We start from the raw sequence: 21,884 nt of genomic DNA, 5'->3' as shown, positions 1-21,884 counted from the left end.
GGCCGACCTCTCTCCCGACCCGGTCGCGCAGCGGCCGGGTGCGTCCGAATCAGCCCTCAGGCGGTGCGACGCAGGGAAGCGCGGAGTCCGCGATCGCCTGGTGGTACTGCTCCGCTGTGAAGGGCAGACCGAAGTCCGGTGCCGTCTGACCCTCGGCCGCCGGCGCCTTGGAGGCGAGGGCCGCCAGCTCCCACGCGAGGAACATCGCCGTGGTGCCGCCGGTGGTCGAGTCGTTCAGCGAGACCGCTACAGTGAACCCGGTCGCGGGGTCGGAGAATGCCGACGTCTGATAACCGGGCGTCCATCCGGACTGACCGATCATCGAGCCGACGAGGAGTGCACCTCCGGTCGCCTGGAACCAGGACGGGGCGTCGGGGGCCTGCGGCAGCGGTGACCCGAAGCGGTTCGGCTCCTTCTTCGTGCGCAGCACCTGGGCGGCCTCGGCCTGCATGTAGCGGCCGAGGTCGTCGATCGTGGAGACCACCCCGGAGTCGGTGAAGCCGGTGCTCGACGACAGCGTCGTGATGTCGACCGGGGCGGCGCAGTTGTATCCGCCTTCGACGGGGGCGAGGTAGTGGCCGTTCATCACCGGACCGGTGGAGGGCGCCGCCGGCGCGGGCGAGGGCAGCGAGGTGTTCGAGAGCCCGAGCGGCCGGGTGACGTACGCGGAGATGAGCTCGGATGCCGTCATACCCGACGCACGCTCGAGAGCGAGTCCGAGCAGCAGGTATCCGGCATCGGAGTTCGTGTACGTGGTGTGCGCGGTGGCACGCGGCGCACCGAGCCCGTACGACGCCAGCTCGAGCGGCGCCCACACCCGCTCGGGGGTGGTCATCCACGCGGTCTGCGCGATGCCCTCGGAGGAGCCGATCCCGCTCGTGCTGTTGCAGAGGTCGAGCAGGGTGGTGTCCGTCATGTCCGGAACGCCAGACACATGGTCGGGCACGGGGTCCTCGAGACCGACGATGCCCTCGTCCGCGAGGCCGTAGAGCACGTCGCACGTCATGAGTCTCGTCATGTCGGAGACGCGGAAGGCCATGTCGGTCGTGATCTCGGCGCCCGCTCCGGGTTCCTGGGTGCCCACGCCGGTCACCCAGCGTCCACTCCATGGCGCCCAGACACCCACCACGGCGCCCGAGGCGCCGGAGGCGGCGAGCGCGTTCGCGACCGCATCCTGCATCGCCGTGACCGTGTCGGCGGGGAAGTCGCCGTCGACCTGCGACGGAGGCTGATAGCTGAACTCCGGCTCGGACGACGTGCATCCGGTGAGGAAGAGTCCGAGCACGGCGACGCCGGCCGCTGCGGCGCGGAACCTGCGTGACGAGAGAAGCTGCATGAAAGGGGACCCCCGGAAGACGTGTCTCCCGAGTCTAGAACGCGGATCCTGAAAGATCGCATCGCAGGGGCCGGTTTAGGGTGAGGACCATGCCGCACATCTTCGATGCCGACGTCGTCTCGGCGATCCTCCGCCACATGAACGGCGACCACCGCGACGACAACCTGCTCATCACCCGCGCCTTCACCGGGGCCGGCGAGGGCGAGATCACCGATGCCGTGATGACCGGTCTCGACGGCGACGGCGGCGTCTGGGAGGTCACCGACGCGGGTGCCGTCTCGGAACTCCGCATCGCCTGGCCGTCCGGGCCGATCACCGAACGCTCGGCCGTCCGCCGCGAGGTCGTCGCTCTGTACGACCTCGCGTGCGCGAAAGTCGGCGTCGAGCCGCGTCCGCACGCATGACGCGGTGAGATCGAGGGTTCCGCTCGAGGTTAGGCAACCCTTACACTGAGGTCATGTCCGAGATCCTCTCCTTCTCCGCCGCCCTCCGGGAACGCTCCTCCGGTTCGCACTCGCGCAGCGAGGGAGCGGGCTTCATGTCTGATCTGCTCAAGGGCGAGGGCTCCCGCGAGGACTACATCGCCCTCGTCGCCCAGCACTACTTCATCTACGAGGCGCTCGAGGGAGCGGGCGAGCGCATGCGCAAGGACCCCGTGGCATCCGTGTTCCTCAGCGACAAGCTGACCCGCCTGCCTGCGCTGGAGGCCGACCTCGGGTTCCTGCTCGGCGCCGACTGGCGAGACCTGATCGTCGCGCTGCCCACCACGCAGCGCTACGTCGAGCGCATCCGTCAGGTCGGCGCCACCTGGGCGGGCGGCTTCGTGGCCCACCATTACACCCGCTACCTCGGCGACCTGTCGGGCGGGGTCTTCATCGGCCGCGTCATGGCCCGCCGCTTCGGCTTCGAGACCAACGGCATCGGGTTCTACCTCTTCGACGACATCGCAGATCCCGCCGCGTTCAAGGACGTCTACCGCGAGCAGCTCGACGCCGCCCCGTGGGACGACGCGGAGCGCGAGCGGGTGATCGACGAGGTCCTGCTCGCCTACCGCTTCAACACCGAGCTCTTCGAAGACCTCGACCGCGCGCGCGTCGCCGCTTGAGTCCTGACTCCCGCTCGTTGAGCGAGGGAGCGCAGCAACGGAGACCCCGCTCGTTGAGCGAGGGAGCGCAGCGACCGAGACGAAACGACTCAGCCCTTCCCGACCTCGGGGGTGGATGCCGCGAGCCAGGCGTCGCGCATGAAACGACGCACGTCCTCGTCGACCCGGATGTCGCTCGGCCGCAGCGCCCGTGACAGGTAGAGGCCGTCGAGCGCGGTGAGCCGCGAGAGCGCCACGTAGGTCTGCCCCGGCGCGAACGCGCCCGACCCCAGGTCGATGATCGCGCGGTCGTAGGTCTTGCCCTGGGACTTGTGGATCGTCACCGCCCACGCCAGTCGCAGCGGGAACTGCGTGAACTCCGCGATCACGTCGCGCGACAGCTTCTTCGTGCTGGCCTCGTACGAGTAGCGGAAGCGCTCCCAGACGGCCGGCTCGACATCGACCTCGTCGCCGTCGATCTCGACGCGCACGGTCTCGCCGAGGATGCGCACCACGGTGCCGATCGTGCCATTGACCCACCGCGGCGGCTCCCCCGACATCGACGTGTCGTTGCGCAGGAACATCACCTGGGCGCCGATCTTGAGCTTCAGCTCGGATTCGGCGGGCAGGGACGCCTCGCCCCGCCCGAACTCGCCGTTCACCTCCGCCTTCGCGGTCTGCTCCTTGCCCGGCAATGCGGCGAGGTGACGGCTGTTGATCGTGTTCACGATGTCGTTGCGGGTGGCGAGGGTGATCATCGGCACCTCCCCCGGCTCGGGGTCGGGGGGCGTGCGCGCACCCTGGGCGTTCAGCACTCCCGCGATCTCGGCGGTCACCCGGCCGTAGCGCACCGCGTTCAGCATCGCCTTGAAGCCGTCATCCGACTGCCGGTGGATCTGCACCAGCTCGCGCACGTGGAGCTCGGCGCGCGTGTCGACGGCGAAGAGGCCGCCGTCATCGTCCTGCGCGTCTCCCCCGCCCGATCCCGCCCAGACCTTGGCATCGAAGAACCAGAACGACCGGTAGTGGTCCTTCACGTAGCGCAGCTCGTCGCCCCGCGGCGGCACCGGCGCGAGCTGGTACGGGTCGCCGAACATGACGATCTGCACGCCGCCGAAGGGGATGCCGCGCTTGCCGCGGGCCTGCCTCAGCGAGCGGTCCATGGCATCCATCAGGTCGGCGTTGACCATCGAGATCTCGTCGATGACGAGCGTCTCGATCGCGTTGAGGATGCGGCGGGTGTTGTCGTTCTGCTCGATGTCGGAATCGCCGATCAGACCGATCGGCAGCCGGAACAGCGAATGGATCGTCTGTCCCTCGACGTTCAGGGCGGCGACGCCGGTGGGGGCGCAGATCGCGATCTGCTTCTTCGTGTTCCACGAGAAGTACTGCAGCAGTGTGGATTTGCCGGTGCCCGCACGGCCGGTGATGAAGACGTGCTCGCCGGTATCCTCGATCAGTCGGAACAGCTCTTGCTGCTCTTCGGACAGGGCGGGAAGCGACACGGTTCTCTCACACGGGAAGACGACGGGAAACGCGCACGACGGCGCGCTCTCCATGCTACGGGGGGTCGTGGTGCGGCATCCGTCTGACACAGCCGATCGGCCCGTCACACAGCGACGCGGCGCACGGCTCCATCCCAGGGCGTCCTCCTAGACTGACGCCATGCAGCAGGTCGAGACGAAGGCGCCCCGGCGTTCCCGTCTTGCCGCCGATCTCGCGCTCCTCGCGGTGATCGGCCTCGTCCTCGTCGCCGCCCTCGGCGCCGGCGGGGCTACGCTGTACCGCCAGTTCTACGGTCCCTCCGCGTTCGTCGTGCGCTACCTCGACCTCCTCTCGGAGGGACGAGCCGCCGACGCCCTCCGCGTGCCCGGTGTCGCGATCGACCGCGAGACCCTGCAGAACGCGGGCATCGGCGCGACGGCCTCCGAGGCGCTGCTGCGGCACTCCGCTCTCGCGCCGCTGACCGACGTCGAGGTCGTCTCCGAAGCGCCCGACGGCGACGCGACCGCCGTGACCGTCTCGTACCGCGCGGCCGATCACGAGGGCACCACGACGTTCACGGTCGCGCAGGACGGATGGGCCGGGGTGACCCCGAACTGGCGCTTCACGACGAGCCCCCTCGCCGTGGTCGATCTCACGCTGCGCGGCGCCGATCAGTTCGCGGTGAACGGCTTCGAGATGGACCGCCGTCAGGTGTCTCCCGCGGGCGCGGACGCCGCGCCGCTCGACCCGCTGCCGCTGCTGGTGTTCACCCCCGGGCTGTACGCCGTGACCGTCGACACCGCGATCGCGAAGTCCGACGGCGTCGGCGTCCTCGCAGACAGCCCGCTCGCGACGACCCCCCTCGACCTGCAGACCGATCCGACCGACGAGTTCGTCTCGGTCGTGCAGCAGCGGGTCGAGGAGTTCCTCACCGGCTGCACGGCGCAGGAGGTGCTGCAGCCCACGGCCTGCCCGTTCGGACTCGAGGTCTCGAACCGCATCGCGTCGCTGCCGACGTGGTCGATCGCCGATCAGCCGCAGGTGACCGTCGTCCCCGACGGCGGCCACTGGAAGATCCCGCCGACGGATGCCGTCGCGCACGTCGAGGTCGAGATCCGCTCGCTCTTCGACGGCTCGATCCAGGAGGTGTCGGAGGACGTCCCCTTCCAGGTGGACGGCTCGATCACCATCCTCCCCGACGGCTCGGCGTCGATCCGCATCGGCTCCCCCGGCGAGGACGAGCCCGAGGGCTGACACCGCGCCGGCGCGGCGCGTCAGCGCGTCGGGCAGCGTCAGCGCGTCGGGCAGCGTCAGCGCGTCGGGCGCGCGGCCTCGCGGCGGTCGCGCTCGGCGAGGGCGGCGAGCTTCGCGTTGTACTCCTCGAGCTCGGCCTCGCCCGTGCGGTCGGCGTGCCGATCCTGGCGCTTCTGCAGTTTGCTGTCGCTGCGACTCCACTGGATCGCGACCGTGATCGCGAGGATCAGCGTCGGGATCTCCCCGATCGACCACGCGATGCCGCCGCCGATGTACTGATCCTCCATCGGCGAGGGACCCCAGGTGCGCCCCATCGAGCCGAACCAGTCGGCGACCATCAGCCCCTCCTGCATCATGATCGCGACCCCGAAGAACGCGTGCATGGCCATGATCGCGATGAGCGTGATGAGCCGCCCGGGGTACGGCAGCCGGTAGGGGACGGGGTCCGCGCCCACCAGGCTCATCACGAACAAGTAGCCGGAGATCAGGAAGTGCGCGACCATCCACTCGTGGCCGAGGTGCTCGTACATCGACCAGCGCACCAGGTCGGTGAAGTAGAAGGCCCACAGCGACAGGATGAAGATGCCCGCGGCGACGAACGGATGCGTGACCACCCGCGAGAACGGCGAATGCACCGCCCACATGATCCACTCGCGCCCGCCGCGCGTGCCGTCGTCGCGCTTGTGGATCGCGCGGAGCGCCAGGGTGATCGGCGCGCCCGACACCAGCAGCAGCGGGATCGCCATCGACAGCATCATGTGCCCAAGCATGTGCACGCTGAACAGGTACTCCTGGTAGGCGTTGATCGGCCCGCCCGTCACCCAGAGCAGCAGCAGCATGCCCAGCAGCCAGAACACCGTGCGATGGATCGGCCAGCGGTCGCCGCGGCGACGCAGCCGACGCACACCCGCCAGGTAGAGGAACAGCCCGAAGCCGACGGCGACCAGCCAGAGCACGTCGATGTCCCAGGCGGTGAACCAGCGGTCGATCGTGAACTCGGGCGGCAGCGGCGAGCGCGTGAGATTCTCGGCGGGAGTCTGCACGAAGGCCTGCTCCTCGCCGGTCGGCGGGGGTGTGCGCGCGAGGGCGGCGGCCGCCCCCGAGGCGAGGCCCATCAGCGTGATCTCGCCCAGCACCAGCATCCAGAACCAGCGGGTCGCGTTCTCGCCGTCGAGGCGGGGGATCAGACGGATGCGGTACCAGGCGCCGAACAGGCCCATGGCTGTCAGCAGCACGACCTTGATGAGCAGGATCGTGCCGTACGGCGTCCACAGCTGCGAGATGTCTCCGAGTGCGACGAACGAGCGGGCCACCCCCGAGACCGCGACGACCACGAAGGCCGCGATCGCGAGGCTCGAGTAGCGACGGACCAGGTCGGCGGTGCGGATGCCCGAGCGATCGCGCAGGATCACGACGAGCAGCAGGCCGCCGAGCCAGACCGCCGCGCCGATCGTGTGGAGCAGGATCGAGTTCACCGCGATGTTGTGGCCCGCGAGATCACCCGAGTGCCCCTGGGTCGCCAGGGGCAGGAAGGATGCGGCGGCGAGCAGGGCCGTGATGAGCGTGGGGGTCCAGGTGCGCCAGGCGAAGGCCAGCACAGTGATGACCGATCCCATGATCGTCGTGATCAGCCAGGACTGGCCCAGTGGCAGCTCGAGCAGGAACCGGCCGAGCTGCTCGCCGAACTCGCGCTCGGCGCTGAGCTGCGGGTTGAACGCGGCCATGAAGGTGAAGAATCCGCCGATGCCGGCGGAGACCGTGAAGACGGCCGCCCCGGCAGACGCGATGTTGAGGGCGGTGTCGAACGACTTCTCCTCGCTGCGCAGCGCGAACAGCGCGAGCACGAGGGATCCGAGCATCGCCGCCGACGCGATGTTCATCACCAGCTTGGCGATCGGAGTCGCCCAGCGCACGAACGGACCCGGGTCCTGCAGCAGCAGCGGTGCGGCTCCGCCGCCGATCACGAGTGCGGCGACGACGGCGACCAGACCGCCCGCGAGCAGCAGGCCGACGCCCGCCGCGCGATACGCGGAGCGGGTCGGGGTCTGCGCGACGCGGGCACTCACACGTCAAGCCTAAGCCGCGCCGTCGTCGCGGGAGCACGAAGGCCGCCCCCGACGGATCGGGAGCGGCCTTCGAACAGGAGCAGTCTTACTTGACGGCAGCCTTGAGCTTGGAACCAGCGGTCACCTTGACGCGGTGGCCGGCCGGGATCTTGATCTCGGCACCGGTCTGCGGGTTGCGGCCCGTGCGAGCCGCGGTCGCGACCTGCTCGAACGAGATCCAGCCCGGGATCGAGACCTTGCTGCCCTTGGCAACAGCGTCGGAGACCGAGGAGAACAGCGCGTCGAGGACACCCGAGACGGTGGCCTGGCTCTGGCCGGTGGCGGAAGCGATGCTCGCGACGAGCTCGGTCTTGGTGATGGACTTGTCAGCCATGTCATCCTCCAGCGACGAGTGTTCCGTCGCATCGTTGTGTGTATCGGGGCGGATGCCCCTGGTCGAGTGACCGCCTTGAATGTATCAATGACCACCCACATTTCCGCGTCATTTCGCGGGTTTTGAAGTTTTGGGCGGCGTGTCGTGGTGCAGAAGTGACGAATGTGACTCGTGAGACGTCGATTCCGCTCTCGGCGTGCCTCGCCGCGTGCTCTCGCCGCGTGCTCTCGCGTGCTCTCGCCGCGTCGGGCAGAGAACTCCCCGACGGCCTCCCCGTCGGGCGGAGAACTCGGCGTGAGGCGGAACAACAGCGCGACAGCGTCCTCCCGACGGCGAGAAGTCCGCCACAGGCGGAGGGCTCACGCCGCGAGATGACGCCGCTGCGCGACAGCGGCGAGAATCAGGCTCTGCACCTCAGGCCATCCGTGCACCAGCTGCTCGTAGCCGATGCGGATCACGTGATACCCCCGGAGCATCAGCTCGGCGTCGTGGGCGATATCGCTCGATCGTTGCGGCCCGACGTGGTGTCCGCCGTCGATCTGGATGACGAGTCGTTCACCGATGAGAAAGTCGACCCGGTGGCCGAGGATCCACACCTGCGGGACGATCGGCACGTCCAGCCATCCGAGCCTCGTCCGGAAGATCGTCTCGGTGCCGGCATCCGCGAACGGCGTCGCCTCGCTCAGCATCCGACGCGCGTGCGGCGTCAACGACGCCTCCGCCAGCACATCCGGGTCCACGACGTGCTGCCGCAGCGCCGACTCCCAGGTCGCGAGCGCGTCTTCGTGCGACTGGCATCGCGCCACCAGGATCAGCGCGTTCTCGAGCGAGTCCTCGAGCAGATCCGGGTCTCGCGGAAAGGTCGGCCGACTCCAATGGACGACTCCTCGTGCCGAGTTCGCGTGCCCCGACTTGGCAGGAGCGGCGACGTGGACCCCGGATGCCGACGTCACCCAGAGCCCTTTCCGAGCGCAGAGGGTGATGCAGCTGATCACCACGCCTCGCCTGGCTGCGGCGACCAGCATCGGATCCGCACCGCGAACCGCCACCCACCCCCGGCAGACCGAGAACACGCGGCCCTCACGGACCGCGCGTCGCAGCGCGTGCTCGGTCACCCCGTCTCTCCGCAGGGTCCGAACGCGGGCGACCCCTCCTCTTCGGCCGAGCGCCGCTTCCACATCCATCCGTCGATGATGCCGGTCAGGCAGCATCCGCCCGGTCGTGCATCTCAGCATCTGTGGATGACATCGCGGTTGCCTGCCTCGTGCAGGAGCTCTCGTGGACATAGCTCCCGCCCCGACCGGCGGAGAGCTCCCCGACGGGCGGAGAACTCGAGCCAGGGAGTCCGCCCACCGGGGAGAAGTCCGCCCCATGACGAGGGGGTGTCAGCCCGGCGGAGAACTCCCCGACAGGCGGAGAACTCGGGCCAGGGAGTCCGCCCACCAGGGAGAAGTCCGCCCCACGACGAGGGGCGACCAGCCCGGCGGAGAAGTCCGCCCCACGACGAAGGGGCGGACGATCTCACCGCGTCAGGGGGCGGCAGGCGTCCCGGAGAGGGCGCCGTCGTCGCTGCGGGCTGTCGCCGCCGCTCGACGCTTGGCCCGGCGGGTGCGCGTCTCCTTCGAGAGCGGATAGCGGGCGTCGAGACGGGGTTCCAGGACGATACGGCGCAGTGCCGTGAGGATCGCGTACCCGCCCACCCAGTACGAGAGGAAGAGCACGACCCCGTACGAGAACGTGAAGCTGAGCAGTGTGCAGACGATCCCCACCCCGACGTACAGCCACGTCCAGGCGTGCGCGATCCGGTCGCGCGACGCCTGCTGCTCGTCCGTACGCTGCTGCAGCGAGTCGACGCGACTGCTGAGCATCTCATCGTCGATCTCGGCGAAGAGGTCTCGCACGGGCACCTGCAGTGCATCCGCGACCAGTGACAGCGTCTCGAGACTCGCGTCCTGCCCGGCCTCCAGCCGCTGCACCGTTCTGAGCCCGACGCCGCTCTCGTTCGCGAGTCGTTCCTGTGTCCATCCCTGCGCCTGGCGCAGTGCGGTGATCCGTGTCGTGTTCATGTTCTCCATGCTCCTCAGCGCCCTCGTTCGACCGCCACGCCATCGGGCCGCCAGTCGGCCGCCACCTGGCCGCCATCAGCCCGCCATCACCCCGCCGCAGCCGTGATCGTCCCACCCGCCGCATCCAGGCGTGTCAGATCACCTTCGCACGGCGGCGGAGCTGCCCGCCCGTCCGGCGGCGAACTCCCCGTCTGGCGGATGACTTCGGGCCGATGGATCCGCCGATCGGGGAGAAGTCCGCCCATCAGCGCGACAGCCGACCGACCGCGGACGTCGAAAGGGGCGAGGATCCGAAGATCCTCGCCCCTTTCGGCTCGTCTGCTGAGACTTACCAGCTCGACTTGGTGACACCGGGCAGCTCGCCACGGTGTGCCATGTCACGGAAGCGGACACGCGAGATGCCGAACTTCGTGAGGACACCGCGGGGGCGGCCGTCGATGACGTCGCGCGAACGCACGCGAGCCGGCGACGCGTTGCGCGGCAGCTTCTGCAGTCCGACGCGTGCGGCCTCGCGGGCCTCGTCGGTGGCGTTCGGGTCGACCAGGGTCTTCTTCAGCTCGGCGCGACGCTCTGCGTAACGCTCGACGATGACCTTGCGCTGCTCGTTGCGAGCGATCTTGCTCTTCTTAGCCATTGATCAACGCTCCTCTCGGAATTCGACGTGCTGACGGATGACCGGGTCGTACTTCTTCAGCACGAGGCGGTCGGGGGTGTTGCGGCGGTTCTTCTTCGTCACGTACGTGTACCCCGTACCTGCCGTCGAGCGCAGCTTGATGATCGGACGTACGTCCTGAGCCTTCTTGGCCATTAGAGCTTCACACCCTTCGCCTGGAGGTCCTTGACCACGTTCTCGATGCCGCGGACATCGATCACCTTGATGCCCTTGGCGGACACGTTGAGGGTGATCTTACGACCGAGCGATGCGACGAAATAGGTCTTCTTCTGCACGTTCGGGTCGAAGCGACGCTTCGTCCGGCGGTGCGAGTGCGAGACGTTGTGACCGAAGCCGGGAACAGCTCCTGTCACCTGGCACACTGCTGCCATGATGTGACTCCTTCTATACCGTGAGGCCGGACGGCCCCACCCAAGATCCCTTGTCTGCGCGCCACCCCCCATCGCCGCCCGTCGACAAGCTCAGGGATCGGAACAGAGGGGGGAGCACACGAACTGCGCACAGGAGTGTGCGCAGACAAGGAGTCAGTCTAGCACGGCGGATGCTCAGAGCCGGACGGCCTCGAGCAGCAGCGCCGACCCCGGTGCCAGCAGCGGCAGCGGCACGCCCACGGTCTCGAGGAACGCACCGGTGGCCTCGATCCCGGCGTCGAGCCACGCGGGGTCCGCGACCTGGTGCCGCGTGACCGCCCCGAGGTCCTCGCGCACCCGAAGCCGATACCGCTCCCCCGCCTGCAGGCCCGGGATGCGCGTGCGCGGCGTGAACCCGTCGACCGACGTGCCCAGCCGCACCCAGGCGAACACCCCGCGCGAACCGTCGGGGGCGACGACCCCGTGCAGAAGGGTCTCGTCGTCGACCTCGTCGCTGCGCACCGTGATGCCCGAGTGCAGCAGCGGTCGCAGCTCGCGGTAGAGCGCCGTCCAGCGGGTGAGCGCCGCGAGCTCCTCCGGCGTGCACCGGGTGATGTCCCACTCGATGCCGGCGTGACCGAACAGCGCGGTCGTCATGCGGAACGGCAGCGATGCGGCGCGATGCGTCGTCTCGGCGATCGCGGGTCCGACATGCGAGCCCACCACCTCGGGCGGCACGAGGGTTCCCGTCCAGCGCTGGATGCGCTGACGTTCGACGGGGTCGTTCGAGTCGGAGGCCCACACCCGCTGCGTGCGCTGCAGGACACCGAGATCGACGCGGGCACCTCCGCTCGCGCACGACTCGATCTCGAGCGCCGGATGCCGCTCGCGCAGCGCATCGAGCAGCGCGTAGAACGCCGTCGTCTGGGCGTGCACCGAGGCGCGTCCGGTGTGCGGGGAGACCGCGGCGTGCAGGTCGCGGTTGTGGTCCCACTTGATGAAGTCGACACCGATCTCCGCCACGAGCGCGCTCAGGCGCTCGAGCAGGTGGGCGGCGGCATCCGGGTTCGCGAGGTCGAGCACCTTCTGGTGCCGCCAGGTGGGCGAGTCGGGCGAGGCCTGCAGGACCCAGTCCGGATGCCGCGCAGCGAGCTCCGAGACCGGATTGACCATCTCGGGCTCGAACCAGAGCCCGAACTGCATCCCGAGTCCGTGCACGTGATCGGCGAGCGGACGGAGGCCGTCGGGCCACTTGGCGTCATCGATGTACCAGTCGCCCAACCCGGAGTGATCGTCCGGCCTGCCGCGGAACCAGCCGTCGTCGAGCACGAATCGCTCGACGCCGACGGATGCGGCGGCCTCGGCGAGAGCCGTGATCTTCGCCGGGTCGTGGTCGAAGTAGACCGCCTCCCAGGTGTTGAGCACGAGGGGGCGCGGCGTCTCGGGGTGCCCGGGCAGCGCCCGAGCGGTCCGATGCAGGCGCGCGGACACCGAGTCGAGCCCGGACTCGCCGTAGGCGAGGTACACCCGCGGCGACACATACGCCTCGCCCGCGCCGAGCCGGATCTCGCCGGGCAGCAGCAGCTCTCCGCCGCCGAGCACCGCGCCGTGCACGCCGGCACCCTCGGGGAGCCTCTCGACCCCCACCTCGAGGTCGCCGCTCCACGCGACGTGGGCTCCCCACAGCTCACCACGGCGGAAGCCGAACCCGTCGGTGCCGAGCACGGTGAGGTAGGGGGCGTCGTGTCCGCCGCGTCCGCGACGCACCTGTCGCAGATGCGCGCCGTGGCGCAGCGTGCCGCGCTGCGGACGGCGCTCGCCCGTCCAGCGTCCGGTGTGGTCGAGCACCTCCGTCGCGTGCGCGGGGATCGGCAGCAGCACGCGTGCGGCGAGCAGGTCGAGTGGGGCGGCGTCGGGGTCGGCCGTGCTGGTGACCGTCACCTGCGCGGTCAGCACTCCGGCGGCGTCGAGGTCGAGGTCGAGGGCCACGGCGGCGCCGGCTGCGGCATCCGCGAAGCGTCCGCGCAGCGACGACGCCGTGGACTCCCACTCCCCCGCGCGCAGGAGCGGGGCGCTGTGCAGGCCGTCCCGGTGCCAGGCGAGCGCGGGGGCGCCGGACCAGCCGTCGGCCTCGACGGGCAGCAGCGCGAGCGTGCGCGGCGCGTCGAAGGAGCTGAAGGTCACCGACCCGGTCGAGGTCTCCGCGAGCACGTCGAGGTCGGCGGGATGCAGCGCCGCGCCCCAGTGCAGCAGGCGCGCGGTGGCGGTGTCGACGACCACGCTCACGCCGGCCGAGGTCAGGTGGACGAGTGCGCTCATTGCCGCTCCAGACGAAGAAAGGGAGGCCCGCCCGTGAGCATACGGGCGGGCCTCCGTGGGGTGTTACTCCGTGACGGGGATCGACGCCGCCTTGAGCGCGTCGACGGTCGCCGTCTGACCCTTCTCGATCGCGTCGAGCAGCGTGCCGCTGCCCGAGACCGCGGCCTTGAAACCGTCGGAGACGTCGGAGTAGGTCTGGGTCATGGTCGGACCCCAGGCGAAGTCCGGCGAGACCTGGGTCGCGGCGTCGGCGAAGACGTCGTAGATCTTCTGTCCGCCGTAGAAGTCGACGCCGTCGGCGAAGACCGGCAGCGTCAGCCCGTCGGTGGTGGCCGGGTAGAGGTTGGCCGCGTCCGCGAGCGCGGTCAGCGCCTCGTCCGAGGTGTTGAGCCACAGCGCGAACTTCGTCGCCTCGTACACGTGCTCGCTGCCCTTGAGGACGGCGGTCGACGATCCGCCCCAGTTGCCTGCGGCGGTGCCGCCGGCCTGCCACTGCGGCAGCGGTGCGACAGACCAGTTGCCTGCCGTGTCGGGTGCGCCGCTGGAGATGGAGTTGGCGCCCCAGACGGCGGAGTTCCAGGTCCAGACCTGTCCGGAGTTGTAGGCGTTGTTCCACTCGTCCGTCCACGCGGGCACGGTGGCCACGAGGTCGTCGTCGAGCATGCTCTGCCAGAACTCGGCGACCGTCGTGGTGGCGTCATCGGCCATCGAGACCGTCCACCCCTTGTCGTCGCTCGAGAACCACTGCGCGCCGTCCTGCCAGGCGAAGCCGGCGAACTGGTTGATGTCGGACTGCGAGAAGTTCGTGATGTAGCCGCCCAGGTCGCGGATCTTCACGGCGGCGTCGCGGTACTCGTCCCACGTGGTCGGGATCGCGATGCCGTTCTGCTCGAACAGGTCGGCACGGTAGAACAGCGCCATGGGACCGGTGTCCTGCGGGATGCCGTAGACGCTGTCGGTGCCGAGGGTGACCTGGCCCCAGGCCCAGTCGACGAACTGGTCCTCGGCGGCGACGACGTCTTCGCACGCGCTGAGGTCCTCGACGCCGTCCTGCACGAGGAAGTTCGGCAGGGCGTCGTACTCGATCTGGCCGAGATCGGGGGCGTCGCCCGCCTTGATCTGGTTGAAGAAGTTCTGGTACGTGCCGCCGTTGCCGTTCGGCCCGGTCTGCACGTCGACCTGGATCTCGGGGTTGGCGTCGTTCCAGATCTTCACGACGTCTTCGATGCCGGGGATCCAGGAGGTGAACTCCAGCGTGACGTCGCCGTCCGCCGGGGTGCAGGCGACGGCCGCGTCGCCTCCGGTGCTGTCTCCGCCGCCGGCGGAGCAGCCTGCGAGCGCGAACGCCGAGATGGCGATGACGGCCGCTGCCTTCTTCTTCGAATGCTGCATTTCGATCCCTTTCGTGGATGCGATGTGTGGTGGTGCGGTGTTGCGAGGGTGGTTCGGTGATGAGGGTGGTGCGGTGGTGCGGGTCGCCCGGGGGTGGCCGGACGACCGCCTGCTCACTTCAAGGCGCCGGCGCCCAGTCCGTTGCGCCAGAAGCGCTGGAGCAGGAGGAAGGTCACGATCAGCGGGATGACCGACAGCAGAGCGCCGATCAGGACGAGACCGCGGAGTTCTGGCAGCTGGTTCAGCTGGTTGTTCCAGTTGTAGAGACCGAAGACCACCGGGAAGAGGTCCTCGGACCGGAGCATGATCATCGGCAGGAAGAAGTTGTTCCAGATGGCCACGAACTGGAAGAGGAACATCGTCACCAGCGCGGGGGTCATCAGACGGACGCTGACGGTGAAGAACGTGCGGATCTCTCCCGCGCCGTCGAGCCGGCTCGCCTCGAGCAGCTCGTCGGGCACCGAGGAGGCGGCGAAGATCCGTGCCAGGTACACGCCGAACGGACTGACGATCGAGGGGAGGAAGACCGACCAGAAGGTGTTGGTGAGCTGCGCCTGGCTGAAGAGGAGGAACAGCGGCAGCGCGAGCGCGGTCGCCGGCACGAGAACGCCGCCGAGGACGATGTCGAACAGCAGGTCGCGACCGGGGAAGCGGTACTTCGCCAGGGCGTAGCCGGCCATCGCGGCGAGCAGGGTGGCGATCGCGCCGCCGAGGGCCGCGTAGAGCACCGAGTTCATCAGCCAGCGCAGGTAGACGCCGTCGCGGTAGGCGAAGAGCTCCGCGATGTTGTCGAACAGGTGGAAGTCGGCGAACCACAGCGGTGCGGTGGTGAGGATGTCGCCGGTCTCCTTGCTCGATGCGACGAGCAGCCACCACAGCGGCAGCAGGAAGTAGACCGTGAAGACGGCCATGATCAGCATGGCGCCGGTGCGCGAGATGCCCGATTCCCGAGCGGACCGCGGTCGCGAGCCGCTGCCGCGCGACGAGCGGGAGGGGGCGACGATCGACATGGTGCTCATGCGTTCTGCTCCTTGCGCTGCATGTACTTCATGAACCCGAACGACAGCAGGAACGTCGTCACGGCGAGCACGACCGAGAACGCGGCCGCCAGGTTGGTGTTGGGGATGGATGCCGTGGCGTAGACGGTCATGTTCGGCGTGAAGGTGCTCGTCACGGCCGAGCTGAACGACCGGAAGACCTGCGGCTCGGCGAGCAGCTGCAGAGTGCCGATGATCGAGAAGATCGCCGTCATCACGATCGCGGGGCGCACCAGCGGGATCTTGATCGACCAGGCGATGCGCCACTGGCTGGCGCCGTCCAGGCGCGCGGCCTCGTACAGCTCCTGCGGGATCGACAGCAGCGCCGAGTAGATGATCAGCATGTTGTAGCCGACGTAGACCCAGGTGACCACGTTCGCGATCGACCACAGCACGAGGTCGGCGCCGAGAAAGTCGATGTTCTTGGTGATGGCGGTGAACGGCGACAGGTTGGGCGAGAACAGGGAGCCCCACATGATCGCGGCGATCACGCCGGGCACCGCGTACGGCACGAAGAACGCGAGACGGAAGAAGCGCTTGCCGCGCACGAGCGGCGAGTCCAGCAGCAGGGCGAACAGCAGTGCGAGCCCGAGCATGACCGGCACCTGCACGACGCCGAACATGAGCATCCGGCCCATCGAGCTCCAGAACGCCTCGTTCTGGAAGACGAGCGCGTACTGGGCGAATCCGCCGAACACCTGCTCGGCCTTGCCGAACGTCCCCTCGCGCTTCACGACGAGCAGCGACTGCCAGAAGGCGTACGCGATGGGCACGACGTAGAAGAGGACGAAAAGGACGCCGAAGGGCACGATCAGGAACGCGATGGCGCCCTTGTGCGGGATCCGTCGGCGGCGGCCCGGCGCCTGAGGCGCCGAGGCGACCGCCGGAGCGGTGAGCGTGGTGGTCATACATCCTCCTTGATGATGCGGACGGCCCCGGCGGGCACGAAGCCCGTCGCAGGGGCGTCGGTGACGAGGTCGTGGCCGGTGGCGGAGATCTCGGCTCCGGAGTCGCCGTGGTTGATGACGAACAGGAAGCTCCCCGCATCACCCGAGCGTCGGACGATCTCGACGTCACGGTTCGCACCGGGATGCGCGACGACGCCCGCGGTGTCGGCGAGACGGGCGACGAGGTCGCGGTACGCGATGCGGTCGGGCTGCGTGGCGACGAACCACGCCTCGCCGTCGCCGGCGGTGCGGCGGGTCAGGGCGGGGCCGCCGGCCGACGGTCCGTCGGCGAACGAGGCCACGACCTCGGCATCCGTCGCCCGCAGCCTCTCGGACCACACCGAGCCGCTCGTGCCGTCGGTGAGGAACACGGTCTCGTCGGGGCGCAGCGGGGCGAACTCCTCCGAGCGGATGCCGAGCAGGTCGCGGAATGCGCCGGGGTAGCCGCCGGTGCGCACGCGGTCCTGCTCGTCGACGATGCCGCTGAAGAACGTGATGAGCGCCGTGGCGCCGTTCTCGACCGCGCGGGTGAGGGCGGCCGCATCCGCGTCGCTGAGCAGGTGCAGGGCGGGGACGATCAGCAGACGGTACCCGTCGAGGGAGCCGCCGGGGGGTACGACGTCGGTGGTGACGCCGGCATCCGCCAGCGCCGCGTGCGCGGCGTGCACCTGACCGAGGTAGGTGAGCCCCTCGCTCGGTCGCCCCTCGTTCTCGGTGGCCCACCAGCTCTCCCAGGAGAAGAGCAGTGCGGCGTCGGCGGTGACCCGAGTGCCCGCGACCTCGCCGAGACGCTCGAGCAGGCCGCCGAGCGCGACGGCCTCGCGCCACTGGTCGGAGTCCTCGCCCGCGTGCGGCACGAGCGCGGTGTGGTACTTCTCGGCGCCCTGGGTCGAGGCGCGCCACTGGAAGAAGCAGATGCCGTCGGCACCGCGCGCGACGTGCGCGGCGACATTGCGCTGCAGCTCGCCGGGGGCCTTGGCGAGGTTGTAGGGCTGCCAGTTCACGGCGCCGGTGGAGGTCTCCATCAGCAGCCACGGCGCGCCCTGGGCGAGCCCGCGGGTGAGGTCGGCGGCGAACGAGAGCTCGCCGCGCGGGTCGTCGAGGCGACGGTCGAGATAGTGGTCGTTGGCGATCAGATCCATCTCGCCCGCCCACGTCCAGTAGTCGAGGTTGCGGATGTGAGCGGTGACCATGAAGTTCGTCGTGACCGGCACGTCGCTGCGCTCGCGCAGGATGGCGGCCTCGGCGCGGTAGAGCGCCAGCTGCTCGTCGGAGCTGAAGCGCTGGAAGTCGAGGATCTGACCGGGGTTGCGCAGTGACAGCGCCTGGGCGGGTACGCGCACGTCGTCGAAGTCGCTGTACCGCTGGCTCCAGAACGTCGTCCCCCACGCCCGGTTGAGCGCGTCGATGTCGTCGTAGCGGTCGCGCAGCCATCCGCGGAACGCCTCGGCGCTCGTGTCGCAGTAGCAGAGCGCGTTGTGGCAGCCCAGCTCGTTCGACACGTGCCAGAGCGACACGGCGGGGTGGTCGCCGTAGCGCTCGACCACGCGGGTGACGACCTCGGCGGCGTAGGCGCGGAACACCGGCGAGCTCGGGCAGTAGCCCTGGCGTCCGCCCTGCTGGAAGACCGTGCCGTCTTCGCCGACCGGAAGGATCTCGGGATGCCGGGCGGTGACCCACGGTGCGGGCGACGCCGTGCCGGTGCCGAGGTTGATGCGGATGCCGCCCTCGTGCAGGAGGCCGATGATCTCGTCGAGCGCATCGAAGTCCCACACGCCCTCGGCCGGGTTGATCGACGACCAGCCGAAGATGTTGATCGCCACGAGTCCGACGCCGGCCTGCTGCATGAGCCGCACGTCGTCGGGCCACACGCTGCGATCCCACTGCTCGGGGTTGTAGTCGCATCCGAAGACGAGGCCGCTCCCTGCGGTGAGGGAGGCGATGCGGTCGGACACTGCGGCGGCCATGCGGTGACGCTCCTTTGCGGTTCATGTGTGCACGTGCACAGTAGACGCGACGAAAGAAGCGGGTCAGATTTCTGTGAACGTGCACACATCGTCGCATGGCGAGACGAATCGCGTCAAGTCGGGGTCGCTAGGCTGTCGATCATGAGTACTTCCGCGCGCCGCCGCAGCACTGTGCACGACGTGGCGCGCGTGGCCGGGGTGTCGCGGGGAACCGTGAGTCGCGTGATCAACGGCGGCTACGTCTCGGACTCCGCCCGCAACGCGATCGAAGAGGCGATCCGCGAGGTCGGCTACGTGCCGAACACGGCCGCCCAGAGCCTCGTCCGCCAGCGCACGCAGGCCATCGCCTTCATCGTGCACGAGCCGCACGCGCTGTTCCTGGAAGACCCCAACATCGGCGCGATCATGCTCGGCACGAACGAGACGCTGTCCGAGGCCGACTACCAGATGGTGTGCCTGGTCGTGGACTCGGTGCGCGACACCGAGCGCGTCGCACGGTATCTCAACGGCGGCTTCGTCGACGGGGCCGTCATCGTCTCCGCCCGCGCGCAGGACCCGATCACCAAGGCCGTCATGCGCCTCGACCTTCCGGTGGCCTACGTCGGACACCCACCCGATGTGGATGCCGCCTGGGTCGGCGTCGACAACCGCGGCGCCGCCCGGGCCGTCACCTCACGACTGCTCGAGACCGGACGCACGCGGGTCGCGATGATCGCCGCCGCCCTCGACCGCGACTCGGGCACCGATCGTCTCGCCGGCTTCACCGACGCGCTGGGCGCGCGCTTCGATCCGTTCCTCGTCGAGGAGGTGCCGCTGTACTCCTATGCCGACGGCGCGGCCGCGATGGCCAGGCTGCTCGAGCGGGCGCCCGACATCGACGGCGTGTTCGCGGCGTCGGATGCGGTCGCCGCCGGCGCCATGGGCGCCCTGCGCGACGCCGGGCGACGGGTGCCGGAGGACGTGGGCGTGATCGGCTTCGACAACAGCTCGTGGGCGACGCGCACCACCCCGCAGCTCTCGACCGTCGACCAGCCGGCCGAGGGGCTCGGCGCGGCTGCGGCGGCATCCGTCCTCGCGCAGCTGCGCGACGATCAGCGACCGCGCGAGGGCATCCTGCTGCCGACGCCCGTGGTGTGGAGAGACTCTGCCTGAGCGCCCCTCCCCCAGCGGAACGGCGAGACCGTCGCGTCGCCGGAGATCCAGAAGCGCCAGGGGAACGCCTCGGTCCCCGCGACCCCAGCGACGCCGACGCGCGGCCCGGTCGCGACGTCGGTGATCGGCTCGTCGCGCAGCCACAGCTCGGCGCGCGCACCCTCGAACTGCGCGCCGGTGATCGCGTCGATGCCGTCGTGGATCGGATGCCGCAGCCCCACCGCCTGGCCGAATCGACCGGGTCCGCGCGCGAGGTCGCGCAGTGCCGTGCGGGTCAGGGGCGTCGCCACGCGGCGGCGCACCGCGACGGCATCCGCCCCGTCGACGACCTCGCCCGCGCGCATCAGGATTCCGCCCGCCTGCCCCTCGGGCCCGCACACGACGTTCACGCACGAGTGGATGCCGTGGCTCAGGTAGACGTACAGGTGGCCCGGCTCGCCCCACATCGTGGCGTTGCGTGCGGTGCGGCCCATGCGCGCGTGCGAGCCGGGATCGGCCTGCGGGCCGGTGCCCTGCCCGTGGTACGCCTCCACCTCCGTCAGTCGCACACGCACCTCCGCACCGGCGACGAGTGTGCGCAGCTCCCCGCCGAGCAGCTGCGGGGCGACCTCGGCGGCGAGTCCGCTCAGCTCGGCGCGGGTGGCTCGATGCAGGGCCTCCGAAGGCATGAGGGTCAGAACTGCGGGGCGGTCTGGCACCACGAGGCGTCGAAGCCGGTGAGGGCCACGATCTCATCTCCGGTGCGCAGATCGAGCAGGTGCGTCTCGAGCTTCTGCGGCAGCGGCAGCAGCATCTGGTCGTAGGGGTTGTCGGTCAGATCCGGGGCGATCACGACGGCGGCGTACTGCCCGCTGGGTGAGGCGCAGGCCTGCAGGATCGAGTCCGACGAGTCGACCTCGGCGAGCTTGGTGGCCTTTCCGTCGTCGTCGACGCGCACCACCGCCTGGCCGCTGGGGATCCCGTTCTCGTCGCGCGCGACCACGTGACGCAGCGTGCCGCCGGGGAACGGCGTGATCGTGGTCGCCGTGCCGTAGTCCGGGTCGGACGGCTCCAGCGGCACCTCCGTGCCGTCGGCGAGGTTCAGCTCGACCACCGTTCCGTCGAGCCGTTCGACGATGGCCGTGTAGGTGCCTCGGGAGATGCCCTGGATCGTCGTCGCGAGTCCGAGCGACTGCACGCCCGCATCTGACGAGCGGTCGACGAGCGACAGCGCCCCGTCGAAGTCGATGAACAGCACCGCCGCGCTGTCCGGCACGAACTGCCAGACGAAGATGTTCGCCTCCTTGTCGCCGACCTCGGTCACCACGGGCTCGTCGTCGCCGCTGAGCGACTGGGTGACCAGCACGCTCGCGCGCCCCTCGGTGTCGGTGAGCTTCTTGTCGGAGTAGCTGTACCCCACGTAGCCGCCGCGATCCGAGACCTGGATCGCCCCGACGAAGCCGACGCCGGGCAGGTCGAGCTCGCGCGGGTTCTTGCCGTCGCGGTCCATGACGAGCAGCTTCGAGCCCTCGGCCTCCTCGATCGACACCACGAGCTGCGACGAGGTCGCACGGAAGTCGTTGATCTTGTCGGCGGTGAACACCTTGACGCCCTCGCCGGCGAGGTCGGTGCGGAAGATCGAGTCGTCTCCATCGGGGTCACGTTGCAGCAGGAACAGCGCGGATGCCGGTGTCGAGAAGCTGGTGGTCAGCGTCGACGAGGGTCCGCCGCCCGCCCCCACGGCATCGGCGACGCTCACGGTGTACTCGGTGTCGTCGTCGAGCGGCACGGTGAAGCGGATGCCGATGCCCCGGCCCGCCGCATCGAGGGTGAACGGCACCGCGGGTTCGACCGTCACCTGGGATTCGTCGATCGCCGCGAGCGACTGGTTGGCCGTGAGGATGACGCGACTCCCCGACGACTCGATCGCCTCTTTCGGATTCACCTGCACCTCGGTGATGCGCGGCCCCTGCGTCAGGCTGACGAACCCGAGCGTGCCGCCGACGAGGACGAGGACGCCCAGCACCGCGGCGAGGGCGAACAGGAAGCGTCGGTCGCGCGGAGCGGTGGGGCTCGGCTGCGCCGGTTCGGGGGCCGACACGCCAGATGTCGGACCCTTCTGCGGCCTACGTCCGACATGTGGCGTGTCGGCCCCCGATACCGGAAGGGTGTCGGGTGCGGAAACGGCGGTGGGAGAGGAGGCGGCGGGAGGGGAGGCGGTGACGGGAGGCGAGGCGGCGGCGGGAGGGGCGGCGGTGGCGGGAGTCTCGGCCTCGGCAGCAGAGGGGGTCTCCGTGGTGAGCGTCTCAGCCTCGGCGGCAGGCACCCCGGCTTCGACAGCAGACGTCTCGGCCTCAGGGGCGGGGGCCGACACGCCAGATGTCGGACCCTTCTGCGGACTACG

The 21,884-nt window shown here is 69.6% G+C and carries 20 protein-coding genes; 4 read left to right on the top strand and 16 right to left on the bottom strand.

Going from position 1 to position 21,884, the window contains the following annotated elements:
• Positions 1 to 49: 49 nt before the first annotated feature.
• On the bottom strand, positions 50 to 1,336 hold the full coding sequence (locus FQ142_RS02330) for a serine hydrolase domain-containing protein (protein WP_149422052.1): 1,287 nt from the start codon (positions 1,334 to 1,336) through the stop codon (positions 50 to 52).
• 89 nt (positions 1,337 to 1,425) lie between these two features.
• On the opposite strand from FQ142_RS02330, the gene FQ142_RS02325 reads away from it, so the two are divergent.
• Both FQ142_RS02325 and FQ142_RS02320 read left to right on the top strand, forming a co-directional pair.
• A complete protein-coding gene (locus tag FQ142_RS02325; RefSeq protein ID WP_056414810.1) occupies positions 1,426 to 1,740 on the top strand; it encodes a DUF2470 domain-containing protein in 315 nt (104 codons plus the stop codon).
• 53 nt (positions 1,741 to 1,793) lie between these two features.
• Positions 1,794 to 2,441 (top strand): heme oxygenase (biliverdin-producing), encoded by a 648-nt coding sequence (locus tag FQ142_RS02320; protein ID WP_149422051.1) that lies wholly within the window; start codon positions 1,794 to 1,796, stop codon positions 2,439 to 2,441.
• Positions 2,442 to 2,530: 89 nt separating this feature from the next.
• On the opposite strand, the gene FQ142_RS02315 is transcribed toward FQ142_RS02320, so the two are convergent.
• Positions 2,531 to 3,925 (bottom strand): ATP-dependent RecD-like DNA helicase, encoded by a 1,395-nt coding sequence (locus tag FQ142_RS02315; protein WP_188042274.1) that lies wholly within the window; start codon positions 3,923 to 3,925, stop codon positions 2,531 to 2,533.
• A 160-nt stretch (positions 3,926 to 4,085) separates the two neighbouring features.
• On the opposite strand from FQ142_RS02315, the gene FQ142_RS02310 reads away from it, so the two are divergent.
• Entirely contained in the window at positions 4,086 to 5,159 is a 1,074-nt protein-coding gene (locus FQ142_RS02310) for a hypothetical protein (protein WP_149422049.1), read from the top strand.
• Between the two features lie 56 nt (positions 5,160 to 5,215).
• On the opposite strand, the gene FQ142_RS02305 is transcribed toward FQ142_RS02310, so the two are convergent.
• From FQ142_RS02305 to FQ142_RS02250, 12 genes are all read right to left on the bottom strand, one after another.
• The gene (locus tag FQ142_RS02305) at positions 5,216 to 7,225 is read right to left on the bottom strand and encodes a cytochrome c oxidase assembly protein (protein WP_223145259.1); all 2,010 of its coding nucleotides are present in this window, start codon (positions 7,223 to 7,225) and stop codon (positions 5,216 to 5,218) included.
• Between the two features lie 85 nt (positions 7,226 to 7,310).
• A complete protein-coding gene (locus FQ142_RS02300; RefSeq protein WP_042541574.1) occupies positions 7,311 to 7,598 on the bottom strand; it encodes an HU family DNA-binding protein in 288 nt (95 codons plus the stop codon).
• A gap of 359 nt (positions 7,599 to 7,957) precedes the next feature.
• On the bottom strand, positions 7,958 to 8,713 hold the full coding sequence (locus tag FQ142_RS02295) for an endonuclease domain-containing protein (protein WP_262492029.1): 756 nt from the start codon (positions 8,711 to 8,713) through the stop codon (positions 7,958 to 7,960).
• 414 nt (positions 8,714 to 9,127) lie between these two features.
• On the bottom strand, positions 9,128 to 9,664 hold the full coding sequence (locus FQ142_RS02290) for a helix-turn-helix domain-containing protein (RefSeq protein ID WP_149422047.1): 537 nt from the start codon (positions 9,662 to 9,664) through the stop codon (positions 9,128 to 9,130).
• Positions 9,665 to 9,992: 328 nt separating this feature from the next.
• Complete coding sequence (gene rpsN, locus FQ142_RS02285) at positions 9,993 to 10,298, bottom strand: 30S ribosomal protein S14 (RefSeq protein WP_017829734.1); 306 nt, start codon at positions 10,296 to 10,298, stop codon at positions 9,993 to 9,995.
• A 3-nt stretch (positions 10,299 to 10,301) separates the two neighbouring features.
• Positions 10,302 to 10,472 (bottom strand): 50S ribosomal protein L33, encoded by a 171-nt coding sequence (gene rpmG / locus FQ142_RS02280; protein WP_017203558.1) that lies wholly within the window; start codon positions 10,470 to 10,472, stop codon positions 10,302 to 10,304.
• Positions 10,472 to 10,708 carry a 50S ribosomal protein L28 gene (rpmB, locus tag FQ142_RS02275; RefSeq protein ID WP_042540533.1) on the bottom strand — a complete coding sequence of 79 codons (237 nt, stop codon included), beginning with the start codon at positions 10,706 to 10,708 and terminating at the stop codon, positions 10,472 to 10,474. The genes rpmG and rpmB overlap by 1 nt, the downstream gene beginning before the upstream one ends.
• Before the next feature lie 174 nt (positions 10,709 to 10,882).
• Positions 10,883 to 13,006, bottom strand: a complete 2,124-nt coding sequence (locus FQ142_RS02270; RefSeq protein WP_149422046.1) for an alpha-galactosidase — start codon at positions 13,004 to 13,006, stop codon at positions 10,883 to 10,885.
• Positions 13,007 to 13,069: 63 nt separating this feature from the next.
• Entirely contained in the window at positions 13,070 to 14,398 is a 1,329-nt protein-coding gene (locus tag FQ142_RS02265; protein ID WP_149422045.1) for an ABC transporter substrate-binding protein, read from the bottom strand.
• Between the two features lie 113 nt (positions 14,399 to 14,511).
• Complete coding sequence (locus FQ142_RS02260; protein WP_188042273.1) at positions 14,512 to 15,417, bottom strand: carbohydrate ABC transporter permease; 906 nt, start codon at positions 15,415 to 15,417, stop codon at positions 14,512 to 14,514.
• A complete protein-coding gene (locus FQ142_RS02255; RefSeq protein ID WP_056414789.1) occupies positions 15,414 to 16,343 on the bottom strand; it encodes a carbohydrate ABC transporter permease in 930 nt (309 codons plus the stop codon). The genes FQ142_RS02260 and FQ142_RS02255 overlap by 4 nt, the downstream gene beginning before the upstream one ends.
• Positions 16,340 to 18,349: a beta-galactosidase gene (locus tag FQ142_RS02250; protein WP_149422044.1), complete on the bottom strand. Its 2,010-nt coding sequence runs from the start codon at positions 18,347 to 18,349 to the stop codon at positions 16,340 to 16,342. Before FQ142_RS02250 ends, FQ142_RS02255 begins: the two co-directional genes overlap by 4 nt.
• A gap of 141 nt (positions 18,350 to 18,490) precedes the next feature.
• Between FQ142_RS02250 and FQ142_RS02245 the strand changes: the two genes are divergently transcribed.
• Entirely contained in the window at positions 18,491 to 19,501 is a 1,011-nt protein-coding gene (locus tag FQ142_RS02245; RefSeq protein ID WP_056414784.1) for a LacI family DNA-binding transcriptional regulator, read from the top strand.
• Here FQ142_RS02245 and FQ142_RS02240 read toward each other — a convergent pair.
• Together FQ142_RS02240 and FQ142_RS02235 are read right to left on the bottom strand one after the other, a co-directional pair.
• Positions 19,441 to 20,169: a DNA-3-methyladenine glycosylase gene (locus FQ142_RS02240; protein ID WP_149422043.1), complete on the bottom strand. Its 729-nt coding sequence runs from the start codon at positions 20,167 to 20,169 to the stop codon at positions 19,441 to 19,443. The two genes, FQ142_RS02245 and FQ142_RS02240, sit on opposite strands and share 61 nt — an antisense overlap.
• 5 nt (positions 20,170 to 20,174) lie before the next feature.
• On the bottom strand, positions 20,175 to 21,854 hold the full coding sequence (locus FQ142_RS02235) for a hypothetical protein (RefSeq protein ID WP_188042272.1): 1,680 nt from the start codon (positions 21,852 to 21,854) through the stop codon (positions 20,175 to 20,177).
• Positions 21,855 to 21,884 lie beyond the last annotated feature (30 nt).

This window comes from Microbacterium sp. ANT_H45B (assembly GCF_008369345.1).
Taxonomy (GTDB): domain Bacteria; phylum Actinomycetota; class Actinomycetes; order Actinomycetales; family Microbacteriaceae; genus Microbacterium.
Note: the sequence above shows the minus strand (reverse complement) of the source record. Positions and strands in the feature narration are given on the sequence as shown.